Genomic DNA, 22481 nt, shown 5'->3' with positions numbered 1-22481 from the left:
AAGCCCGATACCGAGAATTCCGAGCAACAGCCTTCGTCAAGTCTCGTGACAATACCAAAAGCCATGACAGTGACCGGGCAGTCTGCAAGTCTGAATGCGCTGAGTTATGTGCAAACCAAAGTTGTACCGCTGCGGCCAGATCATCTCGAGCGCAATCGCATTGTGGCGTACAACAAGAATTCGAATATGGGGGGGGCTTTCGATCTGCTGCGTACGCAAGTTCTGAAAGTCATGGAAGAAAATGGTTGGCGCACGCTTGCTATCACCTCGCCAACTCCAGAGGCAGGCAAGACTGTATTGGCTATCAACCTGGCAATGAGCATCGCCCATCACACCACCAAGACGGCGCTACTGGTGGATTTCGACTTGCGTCGTCCGATGGTGGGTGCCTGCCTGGGTCTGCCGATGGAGAAATCGCTCAATGAATTGCTGGACGATGAAGCGGAACTGCAAGAGGTTCTGGTCAACCCGACCTTGCCGCGCTTTGTAGTCCTGCCGACGCGAGAGCCGATCCCTCTCTCCACCGAGGTGCTGTCATCGCCTACAGTGAGCCATTTGATTGCTGATCTGCGCGAGCGCTACGACTCGCGTATCGTGATTTTCGACTTGCCGCCGTTGTTGAGTTCGGACGATGTTATTACCATCTTGCCTAAATTCGACTGCGTCCTGCTGGTGGTCGCCAACGGCATGAACAGCAAGAAAGAGATCGAGGAAAGCCTTTATCATCTGGGGACAGCCAATCTGATTGGCACGGTACTAAACAAAGCCGAGCGCCCAAGCCGCTCTTATTACTAGAGCGTCACCCTCAGGTGTTCGGCGTTATGCGCCAGCGCCGACTTTCAGTGCCAAGGGTACTTCTGCTCCCAGCTCCAGGCGTGCGCCACTATCTGTTCAAGTGAGGCAAATTGCGGTTGCCAGCCAAGTAATGTGTTGGCCATGCGGGGATCGGCCACAAGGCGTGGCGGATCGCCGACGCGGCGTGGCGCTTCGCTCACGGAGATATCCTGGCCGGTCACGGCGCGTGCAGTGTCTATTACTTGTTGTACTGAGAAACCTTGACCGTTTCCGAGGTTGAAAGCCGTGCTTGCACCACCTGCCAATAAATAATCCACGGCAAGTGCATGAGCTGCAACGAGGTCGACAACGTGGATGTAGTCGCGAATGCAAGTGCCGTCAGGTGTGTCGTAGTCACGGCCATAGACGGTGATGGTTGTGCGCCGACCGGAGGCAGCTTGCAGTATCAGTGGCAGCAGGTGGGTTTCCGGTTCACGGCGTTCACCTAACTGTCCTTCAGGGTCTGCTCCGGCGGCGTTGAAGTAGCGCAGGCAGACCGATTTGAGCCCGTATGCACGGTCGAAATCTTCAAGCATCTGCTCCACCATCCACTTGCTGCGACCATAAGGGTTGATCGCGGCCTTGGGATGCTCTTCGTCGATAGGTACATACACCGGGTCGCCATAGATGGCTGCGCTCGAGGAAAAAATGAAGTTTTTAACCCCGGCACGAACCACGGCTTGTAGCAGCGTAAGGGTTCCAGCCAGGTTGTTTTGGTAATACTTGGCAGGTTCAGTGACGGATTCGCCCACCTGTGTAAATGAGGCGAAGTGGAACACGGCATCAAAGTGCTGTCCCGCAAACAAGACGTCCAGGGCTTGTGCGTCGGCGATGTCCAGTTCGACCAATCTCCCGCCCATCAACGCGCCGCGATGGCCCGTTGAAAAGTTGTCTGCCACCACCAGTTCGTGCCCTGCACGCAGTAGTTGCTTGACCATATGCGAGCCGATATAGCCTGCGCCACCAACAACCAAAAATTTCATCCTGATCTCCTGGAAACTGTTGCTGGGCAAGCGCAGATTTGAACGCCAGTTCGATCCACCTGATCATTACGTTAAAAGACAGGTTAGCTATTGATTCGCCAGCGCGCTGGATGATGCTGTATTGACAGGGCCTGGCTGTGCGTTGCCTGAGGTTGTGGCTGGCGTGACGGCTTTTTTCAAAAACAACCAGTTCGACGCCTGCAAGCCGTCGAACTTGATCGTATAGCGTCCATCAAGGTAGGCGGCGGGTAGCTTCTTCATTTGTCCAGTGATGCTGTGGGTGAACAGTGTCAAGCCTTGTGGCGCCTGGATTGTCAGGGTGCCTTCGAGGGGCTCGACATAAAAAGGTGTTTTGCTGTCGTCTTTGGGGATGGCGCGGGTACCCAGCGAAATCAGTAAATCCTGCGATCGGCCGACAGGCGCGTCGTCCAGGCTTTGCACCACCACACTGGCATTCGCGGTTTTCACTTGAACCTGGATGTTGCCAAGGCTGATCGACTCGCCGCCGATCCAGCCGGTTGCTGCTTGGGTGCGTGGCGTATTGATGGTGTAGATGCCTAGTTTCCAGTTGCGCTTTAACTCGCCAGTGTCTGTCGTGGACTCGCTGGCATTGGCGTCCAGCAGCGACTGGCTGGGGTCATGAAACACCTGTGCATTGCTCGGGATAGCACTCTGTTGCAACCAGGGCAATTGCGGCGTCTGTGGCATGGCAATTTCCAGCTTGCCTTTCTCCATGGCTGTGCGCAGTAGAGCCGCGTTGGCTGGTGTGATGCGTTGGTTGAATAGGGTGCTTGGCGTCGGCGCGAAGACATAGGTCGTTGTTGCTTCGCGAACGTCTGCACGGCGATAAAGCAAGGCGGCGGCGGGCAGGGTGGCCAGCATTGCAGGGTCGTTATAGGCGTGCCAGTTGTCGGCAGTTATCCATTCGCCGGTTAGCGGTTCCTGGCTGTAGGCATATTGCATCAGCGCATCCCAGCCTTGGTGGCTGGCGGTGCCGGCCATATAGAGTGGCAGCGAGTGGCGGTCAGGTGCCGGGAAAGGTTCAGTGTTCCACTCGGTGACGGTCAGGGGTTTGCCTATCACTTGGCCGGCGGCAATCCAGTTCAGTAAACCATCGCTGGTGAGCGGGTTTTTCTCTAGCTGCCCAGGGCCACCGTAGCTATGGACGTCGATCAGGTCGCCGGCGGTAAGGGCCGGTAGGGAGCTTAGGCTGTCGCCGCCCCAGCTACTGGTCGTGGCGATGGGTACCTTCACTCCTGATTCACGTAGGTGCTGAATCATGTCTACGTTGAAACGTCGCTCCAAATCGTTGAGGAACAGCTTGGCGGGGCCTGGCTCCCAGGAGCGCCAGGTCTGGCTTGCAGATAGATTGTGCTGGTTCGCAAAGGCCTCGGCCTCGGCCATGTAGATATGGTTGTGCTTTGGCACTCGTTTGTCTGGTAACAGGGCGTTGCCAAAGTGCTGGGTGACATCGTTTTCGTTGGTAATCAGTACGGCGGCGATCGCCGGATCGTCTTTGTAGGCGAGTCCGGTGTAGGTGTTCACATGGGTCAAATAGGCTTGGGCAAAGCGCTTCATTGCCTGCTGAATGGTGATGTTTACATAGGCATAGCCCTTCAGATCGGCATTGTTCTGCCCATTCTTTGGCATTTCATCGAAGCCATAGATGTTGTCGTTTGCAGTCAAGGCTCGCTCGACGTGCATATCGAGCCATACATAAATGCCCTCGTCTTTGAGGCACTTGATCCACCAGTCGATTTTTTTCAGTGAGTCCGGGCTTAGTTGCTGAGTGTCCTGCGTGAGGTTGCTGTCGCGAAAGATGTTTGGGCTGACCCATGGGGAATCATGGTGGTGCAGTCGTACGAGATTGAAACCGAGTGCCGACAGACGTTTGGCCTGCAGCTTGATTGCATCGTCTGGCGTACGAAACAGCGCATAGGCCGTCAGGTTAGTGCCCCAGAAGCGCGCTGGGGTGTTGTCTGCGAATAACAGTTGCTCGCCGGATACTTTGACGAAGCCGCGCTTGCCTGCAGGTTTTTCGTGAGCGTTAAGAAAGGACAGATCGACCGGCGAGGTTTTCCAGTCGAGCGTGTCACTCGGCCAGCTCCTTGTGTCCGCCAGCCCGAAGCGTTCGTTTGTGGTCGGACCGAGTACCACATCGCCAGATATGCTCAAGGTGGCTTTGAAATTTTGGCGGCCGGGTTTGATCGTGTTCTTGTAAAAAAAAGCACGCACCTGAGATTTATCACCCGGTTCAAAGTACACACTTGCCAGTGCAGGCTCAAAACGCATCTCGATGCGTCGGCTTTGTGTATTCCCCCAGGACCAGCCGCGGTTGTCGGGTAGCAAAGCCGGCTCACCCATTTCTCCATCGTAAAGGGCAGGATCGAACTTGAAGACGATGCCCCCGCCCATCACGTCCGGCTTCATGCTGTGTGCATCCAGGGCAATGTTCCAGGTCAACTTCTGCTCGTCTTCCTTCTGAATCTGCGCAGTCACGTCGAAGTCCAGGTTTTTGTTCTTGCCTGCAAGGGAGTAGCTATAAGCGGTGTTCACCTTGAACGCGGTCGGCAAATCCGTCCATTCCCAGTTGCTCCCCCAGAAGGCGAATGAAGAAGAAACTACAGGGTTGCCACCGCGCGCCAACATTGGCAGACCGCTGCGCTCATCCACGCTGGAGACCCAGTCCGACGCCCAGGTGCTAAACGGCCAAACAGCAAGGAGAACCACTAGCAGCATATGGGCGCGGTGAACAAAAGAGGTCATGAGCGTTACCAGGGTTGAAGGTTGGCGCTCGCGGTGCTTGCAGTCTCAGTGCGCTTGAGCCTGCGCACCATCTGAGCATAGGCCACACCCAGTCCGGCCACCGACCAATACACCACGGGGATCACCGTGATACTGCTAACGGTAACGATGGTCACCAGTATCCCGGCCAGTACCGCCAACAGCGCACGTCCGAGTCGGCGCACCTCATCGTCTTTGTTGGGGACCGAACGCATTGCTCTGCGGATGCTGACCAGCACAGTGGCGAAAAAAACCACGAATAGCGTCAATCCGATCAGGCCGATGTCCAGCGCCAGGGCGATATAGGTATTCACAATATCGATGATGCCCTCGCCCTGAATCATGGACTGCATCTCAGGCGTGTTGCGGTAATCGAAAGAGCCCAGCCAAGGGTTGCGCTGGATGACGATCACTGAGTTATCAATCAAGCGCTGCCGGTACGTGATGTTCTCTACGTCTACCGTACCGATGAACGGTAGTAGATCCAGGATTTTTTGCCCGTCAGGCACGATGGTCAGCAGGGGAAGGGCGAGCACTCCGGCGAGTGCCAGAAGCATCAGGCGTTTGACAGCTGCACGGCCGGTGGCGATGAACACGGTGATCATGACGGCCGTACCGATCCAGGGGCCACGCGACAGCGGTGCAAACAGACCGCCAGCCAGCAAGAGCGCGCCGAGGAATTGCTGCAATCGGCTGCGTACGCTCTCGCGCAAGAACAGGTAAAAGCCGATGGCCACGCTAATGACGTAACCCAGTGCGATTGCCTGGCCGGTGGTGGCGCTGGCGCGTAATGAATCACCACGATTCAAGTAGCTGGACATTTCCCAGTGCATGCCCAGGGCGACAATCAGCGCGTTGTACAGCAGCCAATGGCGGGTAAATTCGACGAGACCAATAAGCGCCAGCACCATGGCGGCGAGTACAAATCCCAACAGAGCATCCTTGAAGTCGCTGAGTTCCTTCAGCGCCCTGCTGGCAACGTAGTAAGGCAAAAAAACGTCTGTAAACAGGTAGAGCGTCTGGCGCAAGGTGTCGGTCAGCGTGGTGTCACGCAGGTAAAGCAGGCTCGTCAGCAAGAGGTAGGCCGCTAGCAGTTTGTCAGACCAGATGCGTCCGAAGCTCAGTGTGCTTGCTTGCCTGCGTAGCATGAAAAAAGCCGGCAACAACAGACACAATGCGAGCAGACGAATATGGTTAAGTGCAAAAAAATAGTTGATCAGGCCGAAGCCGGGAATCTCTGCCGGGGCCGGCGGGATGAGAAACAGCAGAAGGAAAAACAGTGCCAGAGGATTGCGCTCGCGTTGTCGTGCGACGGTCAAAATGATAGCGGCAATGCCCGCGTACACCCAGAAACTGTGCGAGACAAAGGCCAGTAGCGTCAATGCGAACCACAGATTGCGGCGACGAGTGAAGTCGTGGTGTGGGATCAGGTCTACTGCTGGTCGACGCGCAAAGGCAAAAACGATGCCAGCTAAAACTAGAATGACGATTAAAGCGCGAAAGTGCTCAGGCATGGATTCTTGAACTCATGGATTGGTGAGCAACGGCTAGTGAGATGACCAATTGTAGCTATAGTAACGTGCGTACCATTTGAGTTCGGGGTTGATGTCATGCCTCCAATTGATTTATCGCCATCGTTGAGCCTTCGCAGGCGAGCGATATCTGCTGGGGCATGGAATCTGGGTGCGCTTGTTGCCTCTCAAGCAATTCGCTTGGGCGGCAACCTTGTCATGGCCCGTCTGCTGATGCCGGAAATTTTCGGCGTAATGATCATCGCCACCACTGTTTCGGTGGTTCTGCACTTGCTTTCCGATGTCGGTTTGCGCCAGAACATTATCCAGAGCCCGCGTGGCGACGATCCAGTGTTTCTCAATACCGCCTGGACAGTGCAGATCCTGCGTGGCGTTGTCCTTTTTGCTTCGACACTTCTAATCGCAGGCTTCAGCTGGTTTGCGCAAGTCATCAATCTGTGGTCGGCCAATTCCACCTATGCCGCACCGGAGTTGCCGCTGGTGTTGGCCTTTACCGGTTTTACCGCGATCATCTTTGGGTTCCAGTCGACGAAAATCGACTTGGCAGTTCGCGATTTCCAGCAAAAGAAAGTGGTGCTCCTCGACTTTGCGTCCCAGCTTGCAGGCCTGCTGGTGATGCTGGGCATCGGTTACTTCACCAGGTCTGTCTGGTCGCTAGTGATTGCAGGTCTGGTCTCGGCCATGGTCGGCACTGTTATTGGTCATCTATGGTTTCAGGGCCCGCCTAACCGTCTACAGTGGGACCGCTCTGCGCTTGAAGAGTTAGTCGTCTTCGGCCGTTGGATACTGTTGTCTTCGGCAGTGGGAGTATTGGCCATGTATGGTGATCGCATCTGGTTCGGCGGCAGCATGTCGGCCACTGAACTGGGCGTCTACTCCATAGCGGTGCTGATTTTGGGCACTCTTCAAACCGCAGTGCTGAGGTTGGCCGGGGCCGTGGCCCTGCCGGCCTTCAGTGAAGCCTCAAGAAGTAATGACACCGCGCGGCTGCGCGTTTTGTATTACCGCTTCAGATTGATTTTCGATCTTGCTTTGCTGTTTGTCTGTGGACTGTTCTTGACCGTCAGTCCGCTCATCGTTGGTGGGTTATACGATGAGCGTTATGCCGCTGCCGGCACCATGATGGCCATTCTTTCAACTTCTTTTTTCACATTGCGCTACACGGTGGCGCATCAAGTTTGGCTTGCCTTGGGACTCACAAAGTACCAAGCCATGGATAACATTATTCGCATTGTTTCGTTATGGGTGCTACTGCCGCTGCTGCTGGCGATTGGCGGGGTAAAGTATGCGATTTGGGGCGTTGCCCTGCATACGTTCCCTACGCTTATCCTGATTGTTTATGTCAATCGTCAGGTGGGGTTGTTCGATCTCAAGCGTGAACTGGTGGTGCTGCCAATGCTGGCGGTGGGGGCTTTGTGTGGAGAGTTAGCGTTGGGCGTTGCTAAATGGCTTTGATTCGATCTATGTCTCTTGCTGTTTCCAATGCTGTGACAGACCGTCACGATGTGTTGATTGATGGAAATTGCTTGGCTGGAAGTGCATTGAGTTTGAATAGGCTTTCAGCGGTTTTGGAGGTGATCTAATGAAAGTGACTTTTGTGTTGCCGGTGGTGAACATGTCGGGTGGAATTCGCGTCGTTGCAATTTACGCTAAGGCATTGTTTGAAATGGGGCATGATGTAACGCTCGTTTCCCCGCCTGCACCTCCTGTTCCGTTGGATAAGAAGATGAAGAGTTTCATCACGGGTGAGGGGTGGCCGATAAGCGAAAGAAGTCCATCTCATTTAGACGGTCTTGGTCTTGATCACCGGGTGATAGAAAAATATAGGCCTATTGTGGATTCGGATGTTCCAGATGCAGATGTTGTAATTGCAACGTGGTGGGAAACGGCTGAGTGGGTGAGTTCTCTAGGTCAGGCCAAGGGTGTAAAAGTGTATTTTGTGCAGGGGCATGAGGTGTTTCCTTATTGCCCGGTGGATAGGGTTGTGGCGACGTATAAAATGCCTTTGCATAAGATAACCATTTCGAAGTGGTTGGCTGATGTGATGAGCATGTATGGCGATTCTGATGTTAGCTTGGTTGGGAATAGTGTCGATCATCAGCAATTTTTTTCCGCGCCGAGGGGAAAACAGCGTTGCCCAACAATCGGGTTTTTGTATCATGAAGCGCCATTTAAGGGGGTTGATGTTGCACTTCAGGTAGTTTCTTTGCTCGAGAAGAAATTTTCAAAACTTCGAGTTATAGCCTTTGGAAGTGCTCCTCCTAGTGGTCTTTTTAAGCTTCCAGAGAGTCTTGAGTTTTATCTTTCTCCCGATCAACATCGTATTCGTGATTTATATGCTCAATGTGATGTCTGGCTCGCAGCAAGCCGGAGTGAAGAAGGCTTTAATCTGACGGCGATGGAAGCGATGGCATGTAGGGCGCCGGTAGTTTCAACGCGTACTGGCTGGCCGTTAGAGGCAATATCTTGTTTCAAAAACGGCGTACTGGCCGATATTGATGATACTGTTGCCTTGGCTCGTGGTGTTGAATGGCTATTGACTTTAGACGAGTTGGAGTGGCGTGCGGTTTCAGAGATGGCATATCAAACGGTGGTCTCAAGTTCTTGGGAGCACTCTGCAAAATTATTTGAAGCGGCACTTAATAATGCGTGTGTGAGGAATTTGCCTGGATAGCGGTTGTTTTGAGCGGAGCTTGAATGATGTCGATTTATAAATGGTTTTGTAATCCGACGATGAGAGTTCAGCAGTTTCTTGGGGGGCAATCTAATGATTAGTGCCCCTCTTGATGTGTTAGTAGTTAACTACAATACAGCGACTCTGCTGCAGCCCATGTTTAATGCGTTGCGCGAGTCAAATAGTGCGGGTCGAACGCGCTATTTAGTGGTGGACAATGCCTCTGCCGATAATTCACTGGAGTGCCTGGCAACTATTTGTCCAGAGGCATTTCTGCTGGCCAATGAAAATAATGTCGGCTTTGGTCGTGCCAACAATCAATTGGTTGAGCACCTGCAGGGCAAGTACGCGTTGCTTCTCAATACCGATGCCTTTGTTGCTGCTGATACCCTGAGCAAGACCCTCGATTACATGGCGGCTCACCCTGATTGCGGAGTCCTCGGCGTTCGGTTGGTTGGGCGAGAGGGTGATTTGCAACCCTCCTGTCGCTATTTTCCGACGCCGTTGAATGTCTTCCTCTCGCGTACAGGGCTTGAACGCTTTTTCCCTGTGGTGAAGAGGGTCGACGACATGGACTGGGATCATGCCTCGGTCCGTGAGTGCGACTGGGTGCCCGGCTGCTATTACTTGATCCGCCGTGAAGTCATCGATCAGGTTGGCTTGTTCGACCCGCGCTACTTTCTTTACTACGAGGAGGTCGATCACTGCAAACGCGTTAAACAGGCCGGTTGGAAGGTGGTTTATTACCCGCATACCACGGTGGTGCATATCGGCGGTGAAAGTGCCAAATCGGTTGTCGAACTCAATGTGGTCAGTCGACAGATACCCAGGTTACAAATCGAAAGCGAGCTTTTGTACTTTCGCAAGCACCACGGTCTACTGGGTTTGGCCTCACATATGTTACTGGTGAGCCTGGGTGATCTGATTCTGGCGCTCAAGGCTCTATTGAAAGGCCGCGGCCTGGCCGCCATAGGGGCGTGTTGGCAGCATGCTCGTGATACCTGGGCGTTGCTGCGCGATACCCAATTTGCTAGCCGACCAACACGGTAGGTCTACTTATGTTCGAAAATATACGTGCGGACTTGCGTGCATATGCTGGTGATTGGGCTGCTCAGGGGTTCTGGGTGATGCTGGTTTATCGCTTTGGGCGCTGGCGCTACGGTGTGCGCCCGGCATTGTTGCGTAAGTTGCTCTCCTTTATATACAAAGTGCTCTTCAAATTGGTGCAGATCGTGACGGGTGTCGAGCTGCCGTGTGAGGTGGTGATCGGGCGCAACTTCGTCATCGACCATTTCGGCGGAATCGTGATCAGTGGTTATGCTCAGTTCGGCGATGATTGCCGCATCCGCAATGGCGTGGTCGTGGGGCTCAAGAATGTGAATGAGCCGATTGCCCCGGTGATGGGTAACAATGTTGATATCGGTGCCGGGGCCAAGGTGCTGGGCAATATCCGTATTGGTAACAACGTCGTGATTGGTGCCAATGCCGTGGTGCTGACAGATGTACCGGATGACTCGGTGGCAGTGGGCGTGCCTGCGACTATCAAGAAAAGGCAGCGCGCAGAAGCAAGGGAATGCTTATGAACCCTCCGGTGGACGATATCGAGCGGTTTTACATTGCTGGGTGAACTCAATGGCTACTGGTATTGGTGTCGTTGTTATCGGTCGCAATGAAGGCCTGCGGCTTGAGTGTTGCCTGGCTTCGCTGGGCAGTGCGGCGCAGAAGGTTATTTATGTCGACTCTGGATCAACGGATGGTTCAGTCCAGATGGCACGGCGGCTTGGGGTCGAGGTGGTTGAGTTGGATATGTCGATTCCCTTTACGGCTGCACGTGCGCGCAATGAAGGATTTGCCTGCGTGCAACGTTTATTGCCGGCGATGCGTTATGTGCAGTTTGTCGATGGCGATTGCGAGGTTGTCGGTGGTTGGCTGCCCCGGGCGCAGGCCTTTCTTGATGCACAGCCTGAGGTTGCGGTGGTCTGTGGACGGCGCCGTGAACGTTTTCCACAGCGTTCGATTTACAACTTATTGTGTGATCTTGAATGGGATACCCCGATAGGTGAGGCCAAGGCTTGTGGTGGCGATGCGTTGATACGGGCTGACGCCTTCGCCGCAGTGTCTGGTTTTCGAGCGGATCTTATTGCCGGGGAAGAGCCTGAGTTGTGTGTGCGTCTGCGTGCGAATGGATGGAAGGTCTGGCGCCTGGTTGACGAAATGACCTTGCACGATGCGGCCATGACCTGCTTCGGCCAATGGTGGCGGCGTACCCTGCGTGGTGGCTATGCCTTTGCCGAGGGCGCATTTTTGCATGGGGCCGCACCGGAGCAACATTGGCAGCGTGAGTCGCGCCGGGCCTGGCTCTGGGGCTTGGGTGTCCCGCTGGCGACTATGATCGCGAGTTTGATGCTGGGATGGTTTGGGCTGCTTCTGCTGCTGGTCTATCCACTGCAGGTGGTGCGCTTGGCTCGTCGGGGCGATAGATCAGCGCGCGAAAACTGGCTGCAGGCCTTCTTTCTGGTGCTGAGCAAATTTCCCGAGATGCTCGGGCAAGTCAAGTTTCTGTTGAACAGATTTGGCGCCGGCAAGACGGCGTTGATCGAATACAAGTGAGACGTCTATGAATGATTGGCTGATACTAAAAAGCGTGTTTTCTTTACATGCCGGGTATTCCTTTAGAGCGTTGAAAAATAAGCTTGTATTACTGATTTTAGTTGGAAAAAACTGGTCCGAGCTAAAGTTGTTTTTGTGGCGTATGTCGAATGCCCTGGGCAAGACCGGTTTTGAGAAGTTGGGAGGTGATTGTGTGGGTGTTGTTCATTGGCCGTACATCAGTCGATGCTGGAGATCTCAGGATAGACTTGGTGTGTTGGCCTCGCATTACGAAGTCGTTACAAAAAGCTGTCCGCAGCTATTACTTCTGGGACGAAATGACAGCTTGATATTGAGTGACTTGTCGGAGTGCTCTGTTGGTTGTTCCTTGGTTCTAGATCGTCCGGTATGGTTTATGCGTGAAGGGGAGCTGGTGCTGAATTTGTTTCAGGGTGATTTGCGTATTGCATCAATAGCGTTCACCTTGTGTCGCACGGAAGTTGAGTTATGTATTTTTATCGGTGCCGTTCAAGGGATACATAAAGGCGTAGAGAGTGATAGGTCTTTGGATATTTATAGAGCACTGACAAAAGATTTTGAAGGCCTTCGCCCAAGAAGTCTTCTGATCGAAGCCATTAAGTATATTGCAAGAAGTGTTGGTGTTGAAAAGATTTATGCGATAGGGGATGGATATCGTCATCATCGTCATCCGTATTTTGGGGCTGAAAAAGCTCAAAACCTGGCCGCTAATTATGATGTCATATGGTTGGAACATGGAGCGATTCCGTCCGGGCGCGAAGATTTTTTTGAAATTCCCATGGTGTTGTCCAAAAAAGCACTTGATTGTATTCCTTCAAAAAAACGTGCCATGTACCGCAGGCGTTATGAGCTTCTAAATGATATTTTTACAAGAATAGATGGTGTGTTAATGGGCAGTTGTGCAACTAACACAAGCGCTGATTAGGTCGATATTTAACTGTCGGGCCTGGTGGCATGAAACTGCAGTAGTCACTTTTGGTCAGTTGGCGGGTGGCGCTGTTTCAACTATTGATTTGGAAATTTATATAAGGTGCTGGAGCGAAAGTTCCAGGTGGGGCATTGCTCGGATAAAATGCAAGGATCGGAATAAACACCGTGGTGCTTGTTGACGTTCTTGATAATTGTACTACTGTGAAAGTACCTGTAGTAATAATTCACTGCGACGACATCTAAGCTGGTTCCTATGCGTATCGCTTATTTGATCAATCAATACCCCAAGGTCAGCCATAGCTTCATTCGTCGCGAGATTTTGGCGTTAGAGCGCCAGGGCTTTGTGGTGCAGCGCATTGCTCTGCGTGGTTGGGATGCCGAGTTGGTGGATGCCGAGGACGTGTCCGAGCGCAGTAAAACTTTCTATGTGCTGCAGGGCGGAGTCAAAGAGCTGTTAGTGCCTGTGCTGCAGGTACTGCGCGCCCAGCCGCGACGCTTTTTTTCGGCGTTGTGGCTGGCGCTACGTATGAGCCGGCATGCCGATCGGCCCTGGCCGTACCATTTGGTCTATTTGTCCGAGGCATGCCGCCTGCTGTTTTCGTTGCAGGCGTTCGGCGCCGAGCATGTGCATGCGCATTTCGGCACTAACTCAACCGAGGTGGTAATGCTGGCCAATGCACTCGGCGGGCCAGCGTACAGTTTTACGGTGCACGGCCCGGAAGAGTTCGACAAACCGCAGTTTATTCATTTGGGCGAGAAAGTCCGGCGCGCGGCTTTTGTCGCGGCTATCAGCTCTTATGGGCGCAGCCAGCTGTTTCGCTGGGTAGCTCATGCGCACTGGTCAAGGGTAAAGGTGGTGCATTGTGGTCTGGAGCGGGCGTTTCACGATGTACCTGCAGTTGCCGTGCCGTCCGTACCGCGGTTGGTCTGCGTGGGTCGCTTGTGTGAGCAGAAGGGCCAACTGTTGTTGCTTGAGGCCGCCCGTATCCTGGCAGCGCAAGCCGTGGTGTTCGAGATAGTACTGGCCGGCGATGGGGAAATACGTGCGGAAATCGAAGCCCTGATTGCACTGCATGGCTTGCAGGCGCAGGTGCGAATCACTGGCTGGATTAGCAGTGAGCAGGTGCGGGCGGAAATTCTTGCGGCGCGGGCCTTGGTGTTGCCGAGCTTCGCCGAGGGCTTGCCGGTGGTAATTATGGAGGCCATGGCCTTGCGCCGGCCAGTACTGACGACCTATGTGGCGGGCATTCCCGAGTTAGTGCGTCAGGGTGAGAACGGTTGGTTGTTTCCCGCTGGAGCTGTGGATGAGTTGGCGGCGGTGCTGGCGGACTGCCTCGCGCAACCCGTCGAGGTGTTGCAGCGGATGGGCGAGGCGGCTTATCAGAGAGTGCTGGAGCGACACGATATCGATACTGAAGCGGCCAAGTTGGCTAATTTGTTTAGGGCGCAAGCATGATCACGTTACTTGATTGGCTGTTCAGCACACTGCTGGTGCTCATGGTCCTGCCGGTGTTGGTGCTGTTTTTGCAGGTGCTGCTGGCCTGCCTGCCTGTGCGGTTGCGCTCGTCGGCGCAAAGATCGCGGCTGCGGGTGGCGGTGTTGGTACCGGCATACAACGAATCCTCGATGATCGTCGCGACGTTAAATAGCATTCGGCCGCAGTTGCTAGAGGGCGATCGCTTATTGGTGGTGGCGGACAACTGTTCTGACGACACGGCCGCGCTGGCCCGCACGGCGGGAGCCGAGGTGGTGGAGCGCAGCAATGATCAGCAGTGTGGCAAGGGTTATGCGCTGGACTTTGGGGTGCGTCATTTAGCGAGCGATGCGCCGGACGTCATGATCGTTGTCGATGCCGATTGCCAGGTGGGTGAGGGCTCTATTGAGCGTTTGGCAATGTGTTGCATCGACTCAGGGCGGCCAACGCAGGCACTTAATTTAATGCGTGCTCCAGCAGGTTCCGAGCTAAAAGTGCGGTTTGCCGAGTTTGCCTGGCGTGTGAAGAATCTGGTGCGGCCGCAAGGTTGGGCTTGGCTTGGTTTGCCCTGTCAGTTAATGGGTACGGGAATGGCTTTCGTCTGGCGGGATCTGGCTTTGATCGATTTAGCCAGTGGCCACATCGTCGAAGATTTGAAGATGGGCTTCGATTTCTGCCGCAGCGGCAAGCCGCCTTTGTTTTGCCCCGATGCCCTGGTGACCAGTTATTTTCCGCGCAGTGATGAAGGCTTAAGTATCCAGCGTACGCGCTGGGAACATGGTCATCTGGGGGTAATCCTTGGTGATGCGCCAAAGTTGTTTGTAGAGTCGATCAGCCGGCGTAACTGGAACCTCCTGGCTATGACGCTGGATTTATTGGTCCCTCCGTTGGCCTTATTGACTTTAGCGTTGGGGGCTGTTTTTAGTCTGTCATGGTTGGTGTTTATGCTGTGTGGAGCTTTGGCTCCAGCATTAATCGCTTCTGCCGGGGTGGCAATATTGAATGTGACTATTTTGCTGGCATGGAGCCAATTTGGTCGCGAGATTATATCTTTTTCAGCCTTGTTGTATGCGCCGTTCTACGCGGTGAAAAAAATACCCCTGTATCTAGGCTTTTTACTTAAGCGCCAAGTTGAGTGGGTGCGTTCGAAGCGAGATGACAATTAATGCGCGCTTTTGCTTGGCAGCACAACTGGCAAGCGATTATCCAGAAACTCAGGGTGGTCAGTGATCTCGTTGATGAACAGGGATTGATTGATGCTTTATCCAAGCCTGAGGCGACGACAGTACTTGGATTCGTCAATGCCTTTGCCATGAACTTGGTGGCGGGCAACGCCGATTACTATAACGCGCTGTCCGCTGCTGACGTGTTATTACGGGATGGCTCCGGCATGGCTATCCTGTTTCGCCGACTCGGCTTGGTGCCGGGGCTAAATATGAATGGCACGGATTTTATCCCCAAATTACTGGCCGCGTTCAAGGGCCGGCGCGTGGCTTTTTGGGGCACTACAGAGCCCTTTCTAGCGAATGCGGTGCAGCGTAGCGAAGCGGTATTTGCGGTCAATGTAGTTTCTGCTCACCATGGTTTTGCTGAGGTGGATGCCTACATCAACCTTGCCCAGCAACTGCAGCCAGAATTGATTGTGCTGGGCATGGGCATGCCCAGACAAGAAGCCGTTGCTGCCAGGCTGGCTGCCAGCGGCGTGCCATGCCTGATAGTGTGCGGCGGGGCGATCCTGGATTTTCTCGGTGGCAAGGTTGTTCGGGCTCCGCAATGGGTGCGTCGTCTCGGTTGTGAGTGGGTATTCAGGCTGATGTGTGAGCCAAAGCGGTTATTCAGTCGCTATGTGGTTGGTAACCCAATGTTCTTGTTGCGTACGCTGATCTGCAGAGATGTGCCTACATTAAGAAAGTCCTGAAATACATTGCCCGAAGGGGGAGGGCGGTTCGTCCGGCCTCTGCGTTGATGGCGATGCTGCGCGTGCATCTGTTGCAGAACTGGTTCGGTTACAGCGATCCAACCATGGGGAGGCATTGTACGAAAGCACTACCTACACCTTCCGTCGATTGGCAAACACGATAAATCCAAACAACGCGGAAGAAAATAACCAAGCTGCCGCAGGAAGCGGTACCGCACTCCGTTGATTGATATAAGAATTAGCTGTCCCAGCCAGACCTATACCCTGGACATGCCGACCAACCCTGAACTGGCCATTGGCAAGCGCCGCAATCAAACTGTTAAATGAAGAAGTATTGGCGCACGGCCCAAGGAAGTTGACCCACTTGCCGAGAGCGTTGACTCCATTGTTAAGCACTTCCATGGGAGCAATGCTCTGCGTGTGAGAATCACCGGAGAAGTCGGTGTGAAAGCCAATGGCGTTGCCACCCGCGCGCTCTTCGATCAGCATGCTTGGTGGAGGCCCTAAATCCTCGCCAGAGTTGCTCATGCAACTAGGTTTATAGACCAAGCTGGCCGCCTGAGCACTAGAAAAAGTCGCACCACTCAGGAGCATCAATAACAAAACGGAATTAATAAAAAGTGTCGGGTGCATAACATCGCCTCCCTGAGCAGAGGAGTATTCTTTTGTCGGACGAAGGAATCTTTATCAAGTTAAATTGAGCATAGTAGGCACATAGCTGTCGCGTCAATAGTGCGTCATCACGATAAATATAAATAGAAAATCAGTGTAATTTCGTCAAAATAACGTCACGGCAAACACGTCAGTCATCAATCAAGCGGGCTCTATCCGCATGAAATAGCTTCAGGCTTGAGCATCGCCCGCTACAGGGCGGTCTCAAAGACCAAATGCAACACACGCCCCGCACCGCCTTTGGCCTTTCCGCTCAACGTGAAACGGGGCGGCCGCGGATGCTGGAGCGCATACGGAAAACTGACTCTCCCTGCCGATTGAAATTTGATCCAGGGTGCGTTGCTGATACCCAAATTGGCGCTTGATCGCGCGGAATGGGGGCTCGACCTTGACACGAGGAGCGTGGTTCAGATCAAGTCTTCAAGAAGGGAATAGGTCTAGAGTGCGCTCAACCTCATCGGGGTCGATTGTAAAGCCATCGCCCTCTGGCGTTCCCACCACAAAGCCAAAATTCTGGTGATCGCGATCCGTTAAGTACTTGTAATAACAGATGAAACGATTCGGGGGCTGCAGAGCCAGCAATGAGCCACCAGGCTGAAGTACATTGACACCATGTACGAGATGACTCCCCTCGACCCCCACCACGGTTTTTGCTCCAGCGCAGGTCGCTACGATGGTCGGAACATCGGTTTTCGAAGGGTCGAGAATGCGAAAACCTCTGCGGTTATGTAGACGTTCAGCGAGTTCCATTTCATTGTGTAACCGTCGCAATTCACCGTTGCCGCCTCGCAGAATGAAAACTCCGGGGTGAGAGCTATACCTTACGTGTGACAGTAATTTTTCACCCATCGCGCGAAAGCGTAAATGCCTATTTCGATTTTGACTTAGATCATCGAATATCACGAGCTCACGAAAAAACGCATTGCGCAAACGAACCGGTGTTATGCCAAGCCAGTCCTCATATTCGGGAGTCTGGGGAAATAGAGGAGACCTGATGGATGGCGCGGTCGTCACCGGAACTCCTTCGTCGCATGCTAATGGGTAAGTGACACAGTCTTCCATCAGCCAGGAGCCAAACCATTTGTTTCCACCTGCTGTACAGTAAATCGCCCCGCGCTCCATCTCGGTTTCCACGGAGATTTTTGGAAGCCAACCAGATCTAGGAGATAAGCAGGATTTTGCGTTGCCCTTGTAGAGTGTTCCATCTATCAGCCAGACATCTTTAAGCAGGTGGCCCCGTGTTGGACCATGATCAACGCTGCCGATTCCTTCCATTGTACGACGGGGGTGTTCGTAAGGAAAAAAGCGTTCTTCCTCCCATCCTGTCACACGTTCGAGTTGATTGGGCAGGAAAAAAGCCGGTGGAGAAATTGATGTTTCGCCAGGCGCAATAGTCCAGCTTTTCACCGCTGCACTTTGCGGGGTTTCCGCCGGCTTTCGCATAACCCGCGCTCTTACAATATGCCGGTATGCCGCAAGGCTCCATGTTGTCCGGTGACTGCTCGTTAACACGCGTAATTCCGACATATCATGTTCACTCTCATCCGCCTCTACAAAAAACAGTAAATGGCGCAAGCGCCTGAACTGCATTTTTAATATCAGAAAGCTGCTCAGGTAGATATGATTCTCTCCACAATGGGTGGGGATTTCAAATGAGCATAACGACTACGTAACCTGTCGAGAAGAAATTCGCTTGGGCTCTTGGCACAGTAGAGATAAATTTTGTATAGCCCGCCAAACCCCATGTTAATATAACGAGTCGCCACTTCCTCATCGTTTTTCCCGTCCGGCAAGCCAAGATGAAGTGTCAGCTTTTTTCCCTCGACAGCAAATAACGGTGTATGCCAAAGGAGTTGGGCTGCCCCCACCTTGGGTAGTCGGACAAACATATAAGCGTGGTTACCCAGCGTATCAATATCACCGCCACGTCTTCTTTTCCATTCGAGAAGTCCGTCGTCGGGACGGGCCAGGCAAGTACCGATATCATAATAGTCAAAGCCATTATTTATTGCCCACTCAAGCTCCATGAATGTAGTGATCGAGTTGACTTCATTCAGCCTTTTGGTATCTGAAAAAACCGCCTCAGGATAGCCGGCACGTATCATGCTCCAGTAGCGCTTTCCGGCCCGGGTAATTACGCACGCAAGTTGGCATGCAACAATTTCGTCTTCCAGCAGTATTAGATCGAGCCGGCCGAACGTCTTTGCTATCCTTGAAACTTCATGTGTGGCAATTTGCGAGGCGGCAGTGCCATGCCTTGCGATGGCATAGGGTTGAAGCATTTCCCTGTCGGCTCTTTCAATTTCGTCGTCCGTCAGCGCCTGCCTCATTCGGTAGTGCGACTGGTTCTTGCGTATGTTTCGACGTAACTTACTATCGTATCCCGCCGTGATATCGTCAATGGAGCGACCCAGCGGCACGATAGCACTCAGAAAGTGAGGCACATACAACGCGCCCAAAGTTGGCATTTCACTGACCAGAACCGTACGGTTCGATTTATCCGATTCCGATTTGCTGTCGGCCACAGGAGACTCCACCCCCAGGATAACCTTGGCCATCTCCCGCTGTGCTCTTCTTCCCACATAGAGGATGTCGTAAGGACTGTCGTTGCGCAGTTTGAATCTGACAATCTCCCAGCGCCAGAAACAGGCTCGCCCAAGTATGTCTCGCAGCCAGGCTGCAGTTTTTCTTAGCTCAAATCGTATTGAGGGGGATATGAGTTTTCGGATCGGTACCGCTAAATACGCTTTCATTTTCGGCACTCTTTTTCACTTGCCTTCAGACTGGCTAATAGGCTCGCTTGCCGGTGAAGGCAAACAGCGTTCGCAGAAGAATGACGAAATCAAGCCAGAGCGACCAGTTGTTGATGTACTCAATGTCAGACTCAACACGCTGAATCATCTGCTCTATATCTCTCGTTTCACCGCGAAAGCCACGCACCTGAGCCAGGCCTGTGATGCCTGGCTTGATATTGTGACGCGCAAAGTAGTCTGCGATGCCAGGCGAGTACTGCGCATCATGCTGAATAGCATGCGGGCGAGGCCCCACCAGGGACATTTCCCCCATCAAAACGTTGAACAACTGTGGTAGCTCATCCAGGCTAGTTCGCCGAATAAAGGCTCCAACCCTGGTCATGCGCGGATCATTCTTTTCTGCCTGCTTGACGATGCCGTCTTCCGGCTGATGGACGACCATGCTTCTGAACTTCCAGATACGAAAAACTCCACTCCACCCCATGCGCTCCTGTCGAAAGAACACCGGTCCAGGGCTATCGACCTTAATGGCAACCGCTATAGCCACCAGCAAAGGAGCCGCAAGAAGCAAGATGAGAAAAGCCAAGACTTTGTCCTCGAAATTCTTCAGAAACAGACGCATCCCCATCAGCGGAGTTTCAGACAAAGTCAGCACGGGAATACCGGCAATTTCACGAACGCTGTGATTGATCAAGCGCAGTGAAAAAATGTCAGGCACCCAATTAATAGCAATGTGCTTATCAAGCAGCTTTAAGTAAACATCCTTAATGACCTCCGAGCCATCCAGAGGTGTAACGAAATATACGGTACGAATGGAGTGTCGCATGATTAATTTATCAAGGTCGGAAATATTACCCAGTATTGACAAACGTTGCGTGCTTTCTGAGCCCTCCTTCCCCCGATCATCACCCGCCTCAATCAACACACAACCGACCACCCGTTCACCAAGCCAGGGATTATTGCTTATTTTCTGGTGAAGGAAGCTGGCGAGCTCCCCCGAGCCAATAATAAGAGCGGCTTCCAATTGATTCGGGTGGGTCAAGAGTTTCTTTTGCACTTCGAGTGTCGCCAGGTGCAAAAGCAACTGAGCGAAATATCCAACAATAAATAACTGCGCAACCAATAGGCGCGAGTACTGTTCACTTTGTTTGGTCAGAAAGGCCATGACAACGAGAAAGCCAAAAGCCGCAAGCCACGCCTTTAAAAGCTTAAATGCTTTGACGGTAAATCCAACATTGCTTCGGTAAATAGCATAATGGTCGTAGACGACGGCCAACGCCCCAAGCAGCAACAGGAGCATGATGACATAAGCCTGCGTTATAACGCCGATATGATAATCGATCAGATACCATGCGACACCGATCACCGCAACAAAATCGAGACCGGCCTGAATAGCGTTACTGGTACTGCTTCGTCGCTGAAGTATGGAGCGGCTACTGCTGGGTTCGAATATCATCATTAGACCTCATTAAATCGAGAATCCAAAACGCTTATCTATCAAATAATAAAAAGGCAATGAAAATATAATTATTAATTAACTTGTCAGCGTTGAATGATCCATCAGTGGTGCACCGCAGCTTCGATGATTCGCACCACATTGACAGCTCTCCTAGTGCCAGAGCCTTGAGCAAGTCGACCTGAACCATCAGCGCCAGACCCTTCTCGTAATACTTGCTGGCCTTCTCAGCCGGCGAGGAGCAGGCCGCCAAGCCAACAGAACAGACTGCAAGGAGCGCGACCCAGGCGTCTTTGCCAACTTTGCTCAAATACATCTTCATCGAATTCACCCCCTTGGAGGTCAATGCGGAATATGAGCCGCCAGCCGTGACACAGCCAATCTCATAAAATCTTGTAAGCGCTTATCTGCAGCAGTAGGCGCTTCGCAGGCTCTCCACATCCGTCTTGCCACGACGGTAATCCGCGATCACATATTCATCCAGCCCTAGACCGGGGTATAGCCCAGCGTGGACAAACCATGTCAGCAAACTGACATGTTCCTCATGTTGAAAAATGGTCAGGAGTTAGGCGATCAGCCATCAAGTGCCGTCAGACAGCGGCTCTGCCTATGGTTGAGGCGTTTCAGACGCTGTAAAGAAAGCGATAAACGGTCGTAAAGCTTGACTTACAAGTGTTGACAAGATGTAGGTGTGTCATTTTTGAGTCATCTGTTTTTTGACGCTTTTGCACGTTAGATGACATTTCCTGCGCTTTAAGTGCGTGCTGCTAGTGCCAAAAAATGGCCAGTCACTAACTCGCCATACCGATCCTGAGCGAGAGAGGACTCATGACGAGATACCTGAAGGAACTGCTGCTGTTGTCCGGGATTGGCCTCAAGCCGCGTCGGAGTCTGGCAATGCCAGGCTATGCGTTGATAGCGGCGCCGCTGGCCGGCGTGAAGCTGCTGAGCGCAGTGCTGTTTGTGCGGGCCGGTCAGCCTGACGCGGGTGAATGCGCCAATCAGTCACGACATCGTCTGGATCATCGATGAAAGCGTGTTCGGCAACTACCTGGACATCAACATGAGCGCAAGGATATCGACGAATTCGTCCAGTTGACCAGACCAGACCAGACCAGACCGTTCAATCCTGTCCGCTATCCTTGATCTCACCTTCTGTCGAACGAGCGTTCCCATGCTTCAGGTGCACGGCGTGTTCAAGAGCTACGCCACTCCCCAAGGCCCATTGGCGGTGTTGCAGGGTGTCGACTTGCACCTGGCGCAAGGCAGCAGCCTGGCGCTGATGGGCGAATCGGGCAGTGGCAAGAGCACCTTGCTGCATTTGATTGCCGGGCTCGACAAGGTCGATCGCGGCAGCATCCGTATGGGCAATCAGCGCCTCGAGCAGATGAACGAAGGGCAGCTGGCAAATTGGCGGCGTACTGAAATCGGCCTGGTGTTCCAGCAGTACAACCTGATTGGCAGCCTACGGGTCGAGGACAATCTGGCATTCCAGGCACGCTTGGCCGGGCGCCATGACCTGCGTTGGCAGGCGCACCTGGTGGCGCGGCTGGGGCTGGGGGATTTACTCCAACGTTATCCGGAGCAATTGTCCGGTGGCCAGCAGCAACGGGTTGCGCTCGGTCGGGCGCTGGCGTCGCGTCCGCGTCTGCTGTTGGCCGATGAGCCGACCGGCAGTCTCGATGAACACACCAGCGACGAGGTGCTCGACTTGCTGCTGGAGCTGCTCGATGACAGCCCCTGCAGTTTGTTGATGGTCACCCACAGCCCACGGGTCGCCGCACGGCTCGCCGAAAAAGTGCTGTTGCACGGTGGACGCCTGGTCGACGCAGGCCAGCGCTGA

Annotated in this window: 20 protein-coding genes and 1 pseudogene; 13 read left to right on the top strand and 8 right to left on the bottom strand. The window is 53.3% G+C overall.

The features are described 5' to 3' along the window. Nucleotides 1–63 precede the first annotated feature (63 nt). Complete coding sequence (locus tag FPT12_RS04045) at nt 64–795, top strand: CpsD/CapB family tyrosine-protein kinase (protein ID WP_256676596.1); 732 nt, start codon at nt 64–66, stop codon at nt 793–795. Between the two features lie 44 nt (nt 796–839). Here FPT12_RS04045 and galE read toward each other — a convergent pair whose 3' ends face one another. From galE to FPT12_RS04030, 3 genes are all read right to left on the bottom strand, one after another. Further along, the gene (gene galE, locus FPT12_RS04040) at nt 840–1817 is read right to left on the bottom strand and encodes a UDP-glucose 4-epimerase GalE (protein WP_145014743.1); all 978 of its coding nucleotides are present in this window, start codon (nt 1815–1817) and stop codon (nt 840–842) included. An 87-nt stretch (nt 1818–1904) separates the two neighbouring features. Next, nucleotides 1905–4583: a cellulase family glycosylhydrolase gene (locus tag FPT12_RS04035; protein WP_145014742.1), complete on the bottom strand. Its 2679-nt coding sequence runs from the start codon at nt 4581–4583 to the stop codon at nt 1905–1907. Nucleotides 4584–4588: 5 nt separating this feature from the next. Continuing rightward, complete coding sequence (locus tag FPT12_RS04030) at nt 4589–6115, bottom strand: O-antigen ligase (RefSeq protein WP_145014741.1); 1527 nt, start codon at nt 6113–6115, stop codon at nt 4589–4591. Between the two features lie 96 nt (nt 6116–6211). On the opposite strand from FPT12_RS04030, the gene FPT12_RS04025 reads away from it, so the two are divergent. The 10 genes and pseudogenes from FPT12_RS04025 to FPT12_RS03980 all read left to right on the top strand — a co-directional run. Then, nucleotides 6212–7588: an oligosaccharide flippase family protein gene (locus FPT12_RS04025; protein WP_145014740.1), complete on the top strand. Its 1377-nt coding sequence runs from the start codon at nt 6212–6214 to the stop codon at nt 7586–7588. Nucleotides 7589–7715: 127 nt separating this feature from the next. Next, nucleotides 7716–8807, top strand: a complete 1092-nt coding sequence (locus FPT12_RS04020) for a glycosyltransferase family 4 protein (protein ID WP_145014739.1) — start codon at nt 7716–7718, stop codon at nt 8805–8807. Between the two features lie 93 nt (nt 8808–8900). Continuing rightward, nucleotides 8901–9857 (top strand): glycosyltransferase family 2 protein, encoded by a 957-nt coding sequence (locus FPT12_RS04015; RefSeq protein ID WP_145014738.1) that lies wholly within the window; start codon nt 8901–8903, stop codon nt 9855–9857. Nucleotides 9858–9865: 8 nt separating this feature from the next. Further along, nucleotides 9866–10390: a serine O-acetyltransferase gene (locus FPT12_RS04010; RefSeq protein WP_145014737.1), complete on the top strand. Its 525-nt coding sequence runs from the start codon at nt 9866–9868 to the stop codon at nt 10388–10390. Between the two features lie 49 nt (nt 10391–10439). Further along, nucleotides 10440–11417, top strand: coding sequence for a glycosyltransferase family 2 protein (locus FPT12_RS04005; protein ID WP_145014736.1), 978 nt, complete (start codon nt 10440–10442; stop codon nt 11415–11417). 7 nt (nt 11418–11424) lie between these two features. Continuing rightward, the gene (locus tag FPT12_RS04000) at nt 11425–12360 is read left to right on the top strand and encodes a DUF535 family protein (RefSeq protein WP_145014735.1); all 936 of its coding nucleotides are present in this window, start codon (nt 11425–11427) and stop codon (nt 12358–12360) included. A gap of 258 nt (nt 12361–12618) precedes the next feature. Next, nucleotides 12619–13821, top strand: coding sequence for a glycosyltransferase family 4 protein (locus tag FPT12_RS03995; protein WP_145014734.1), 1203 nt, complete (start codon nt 12619–12621; stop codon nt 13819–13821). Next, nucleotides 13818–15005, top strand: coding sequence for a glycosyltransferase family 2 protein (locus FPT12_RS03990; RefSeq protein WP_145014733.1), 1188 nt, complete (start codon nt 13818–13820; stop codon nt 15003–15005). The genes FPT12_RS03995 and FPT12_RS03990 overlap by 4 nt, the downstream gene beginning before the upstream one ends. Beyond that, nucleotides 15005–15757 (top strand): WecB/TagA/CpsF family glycosyltransferase, encoded by a 753-nt coding sequence (locus tag FPT12_RS03985; RefSeq protein ID WP_145014732.1) that lies wholly within the window; start codon nt 15005–15007, stop codon nt 15755–15757. The genes FPT12_RS03990 and FPT12_RS03985 overlap by 1 nt, the downstream gene beginning before the upstream one ends. Continuing rightward, nucleotides 15756–15887: pseudogene (locus FPT12_RS03980) on the top strand (transposase); the annotation flags it as partial. The gene FPT12_RS03985 and the pseudogene FPT12_RS03980, both read left to right, overlap by 2 nt. Before the next feature lie 2 nt (nt 15888–15889). On the opposite strand, the gene FPT12_RS03975 reads toward FPT12_RS03980, so the two are convergent. The 5 genes from FPT12_RS03975 to FPT12_RS03955 all read right to left on the bottom strand — a co-directional run bounded on the left by FPT12_RS03975 (nt 15890) and on the right by FPT12_RS03955 (nt 20960). Further along, complete coding sequence (locus FPT12_RS03975; RefSeq protein WP_145014731.1) at nt 15890–16390, bottom strand: hypothetical protein; 501 nt, start codon at nt 16388–16390, stop codon at nt 15890–15892. A gap of 459 nt (nt 16391–16849) precedes the next feature. Continuing rightward, a complete protein-coding gene (locus tag FPT12_RS03970; protein WP_145014772.1) occupies nt 16850–17956 on the bottom strand; it encodes a glycosyltransferase 61 family protein in 1107 nt (368 codons plus the stop codon). Nucleotides 17957–18039: 83 nt separating this feature from the next. Continuing rightward, complete coding sequence (locus tag FPT12_RS03965) at nt 18040–19182, bottom strand: hypothetical protein (RefSeq protein ID WP_145014730.1); 1143 nt, start codon at nt 19180–19182, stop codon at nt 18040–18042. A gap of 34 nt (nt 19183–19216) precedes the next feature. Beyond that, a complete protein-coding gene (locus FPT12_RS03960; RefSeq protein ID WP_145014771.1) occupies nt 19217–20638 on the bottom strand; it encodes an undecaprenyl-phosphate glucose phosphotransferase in 1422 nt (473 codons plus the stop codon). A gap of 34 nt (nt 20639–20672) precedes the next feature. Next, on the bottom strand, nt 20673–20960 hold the full coding sequence (locus tag FPT12_RS03955) for a hypothetical protein (protein WP_145014729.1): 288 nt from the start codon (nt 20958–20960) through the stop codon (nt 20673–20675). A gap of 506 nt (nt 20961–21466) precedes the next feature. Between FPT12_RS03955 and FPT12_RS03950 the strand changes: the two genes are divergently transcribed. Then, a complete protein-coding gene (locus tag FPT12_RS03950) occupies nt 21467–21670 on the top strand; it encodes a hypothetical protein (protein ID WP_371922483.1) in 204 nt (67 codons plus the stop codon). A gap of 142 nt (nt 21671–21812) precedes the next feature. Continuing rightward, nucleotides 21813–22481 carry an ABC transporter ATP-binding protein gene (locus FPT12_RS03945; protein WP_145014728.1) on the top strand — a complete coding sequence of 223 codons (669 nt, stop codon included), beginning with the start codon at nt 21813–21815 and terminating at the stop codon, nt 22479–22481.

The organism is Pseudomonas sp. H3(2019), assembly GCF_007713465.1.
Lineage (GTDB): Bacteria > Pseudomonadota > Gammaproteobacteria > Pseudomonadales > Pseudomonadaceae > Aquipseudomonas.
This window is presented reverse-complemented; position numbering and strand designations above follow the sequence as displayed.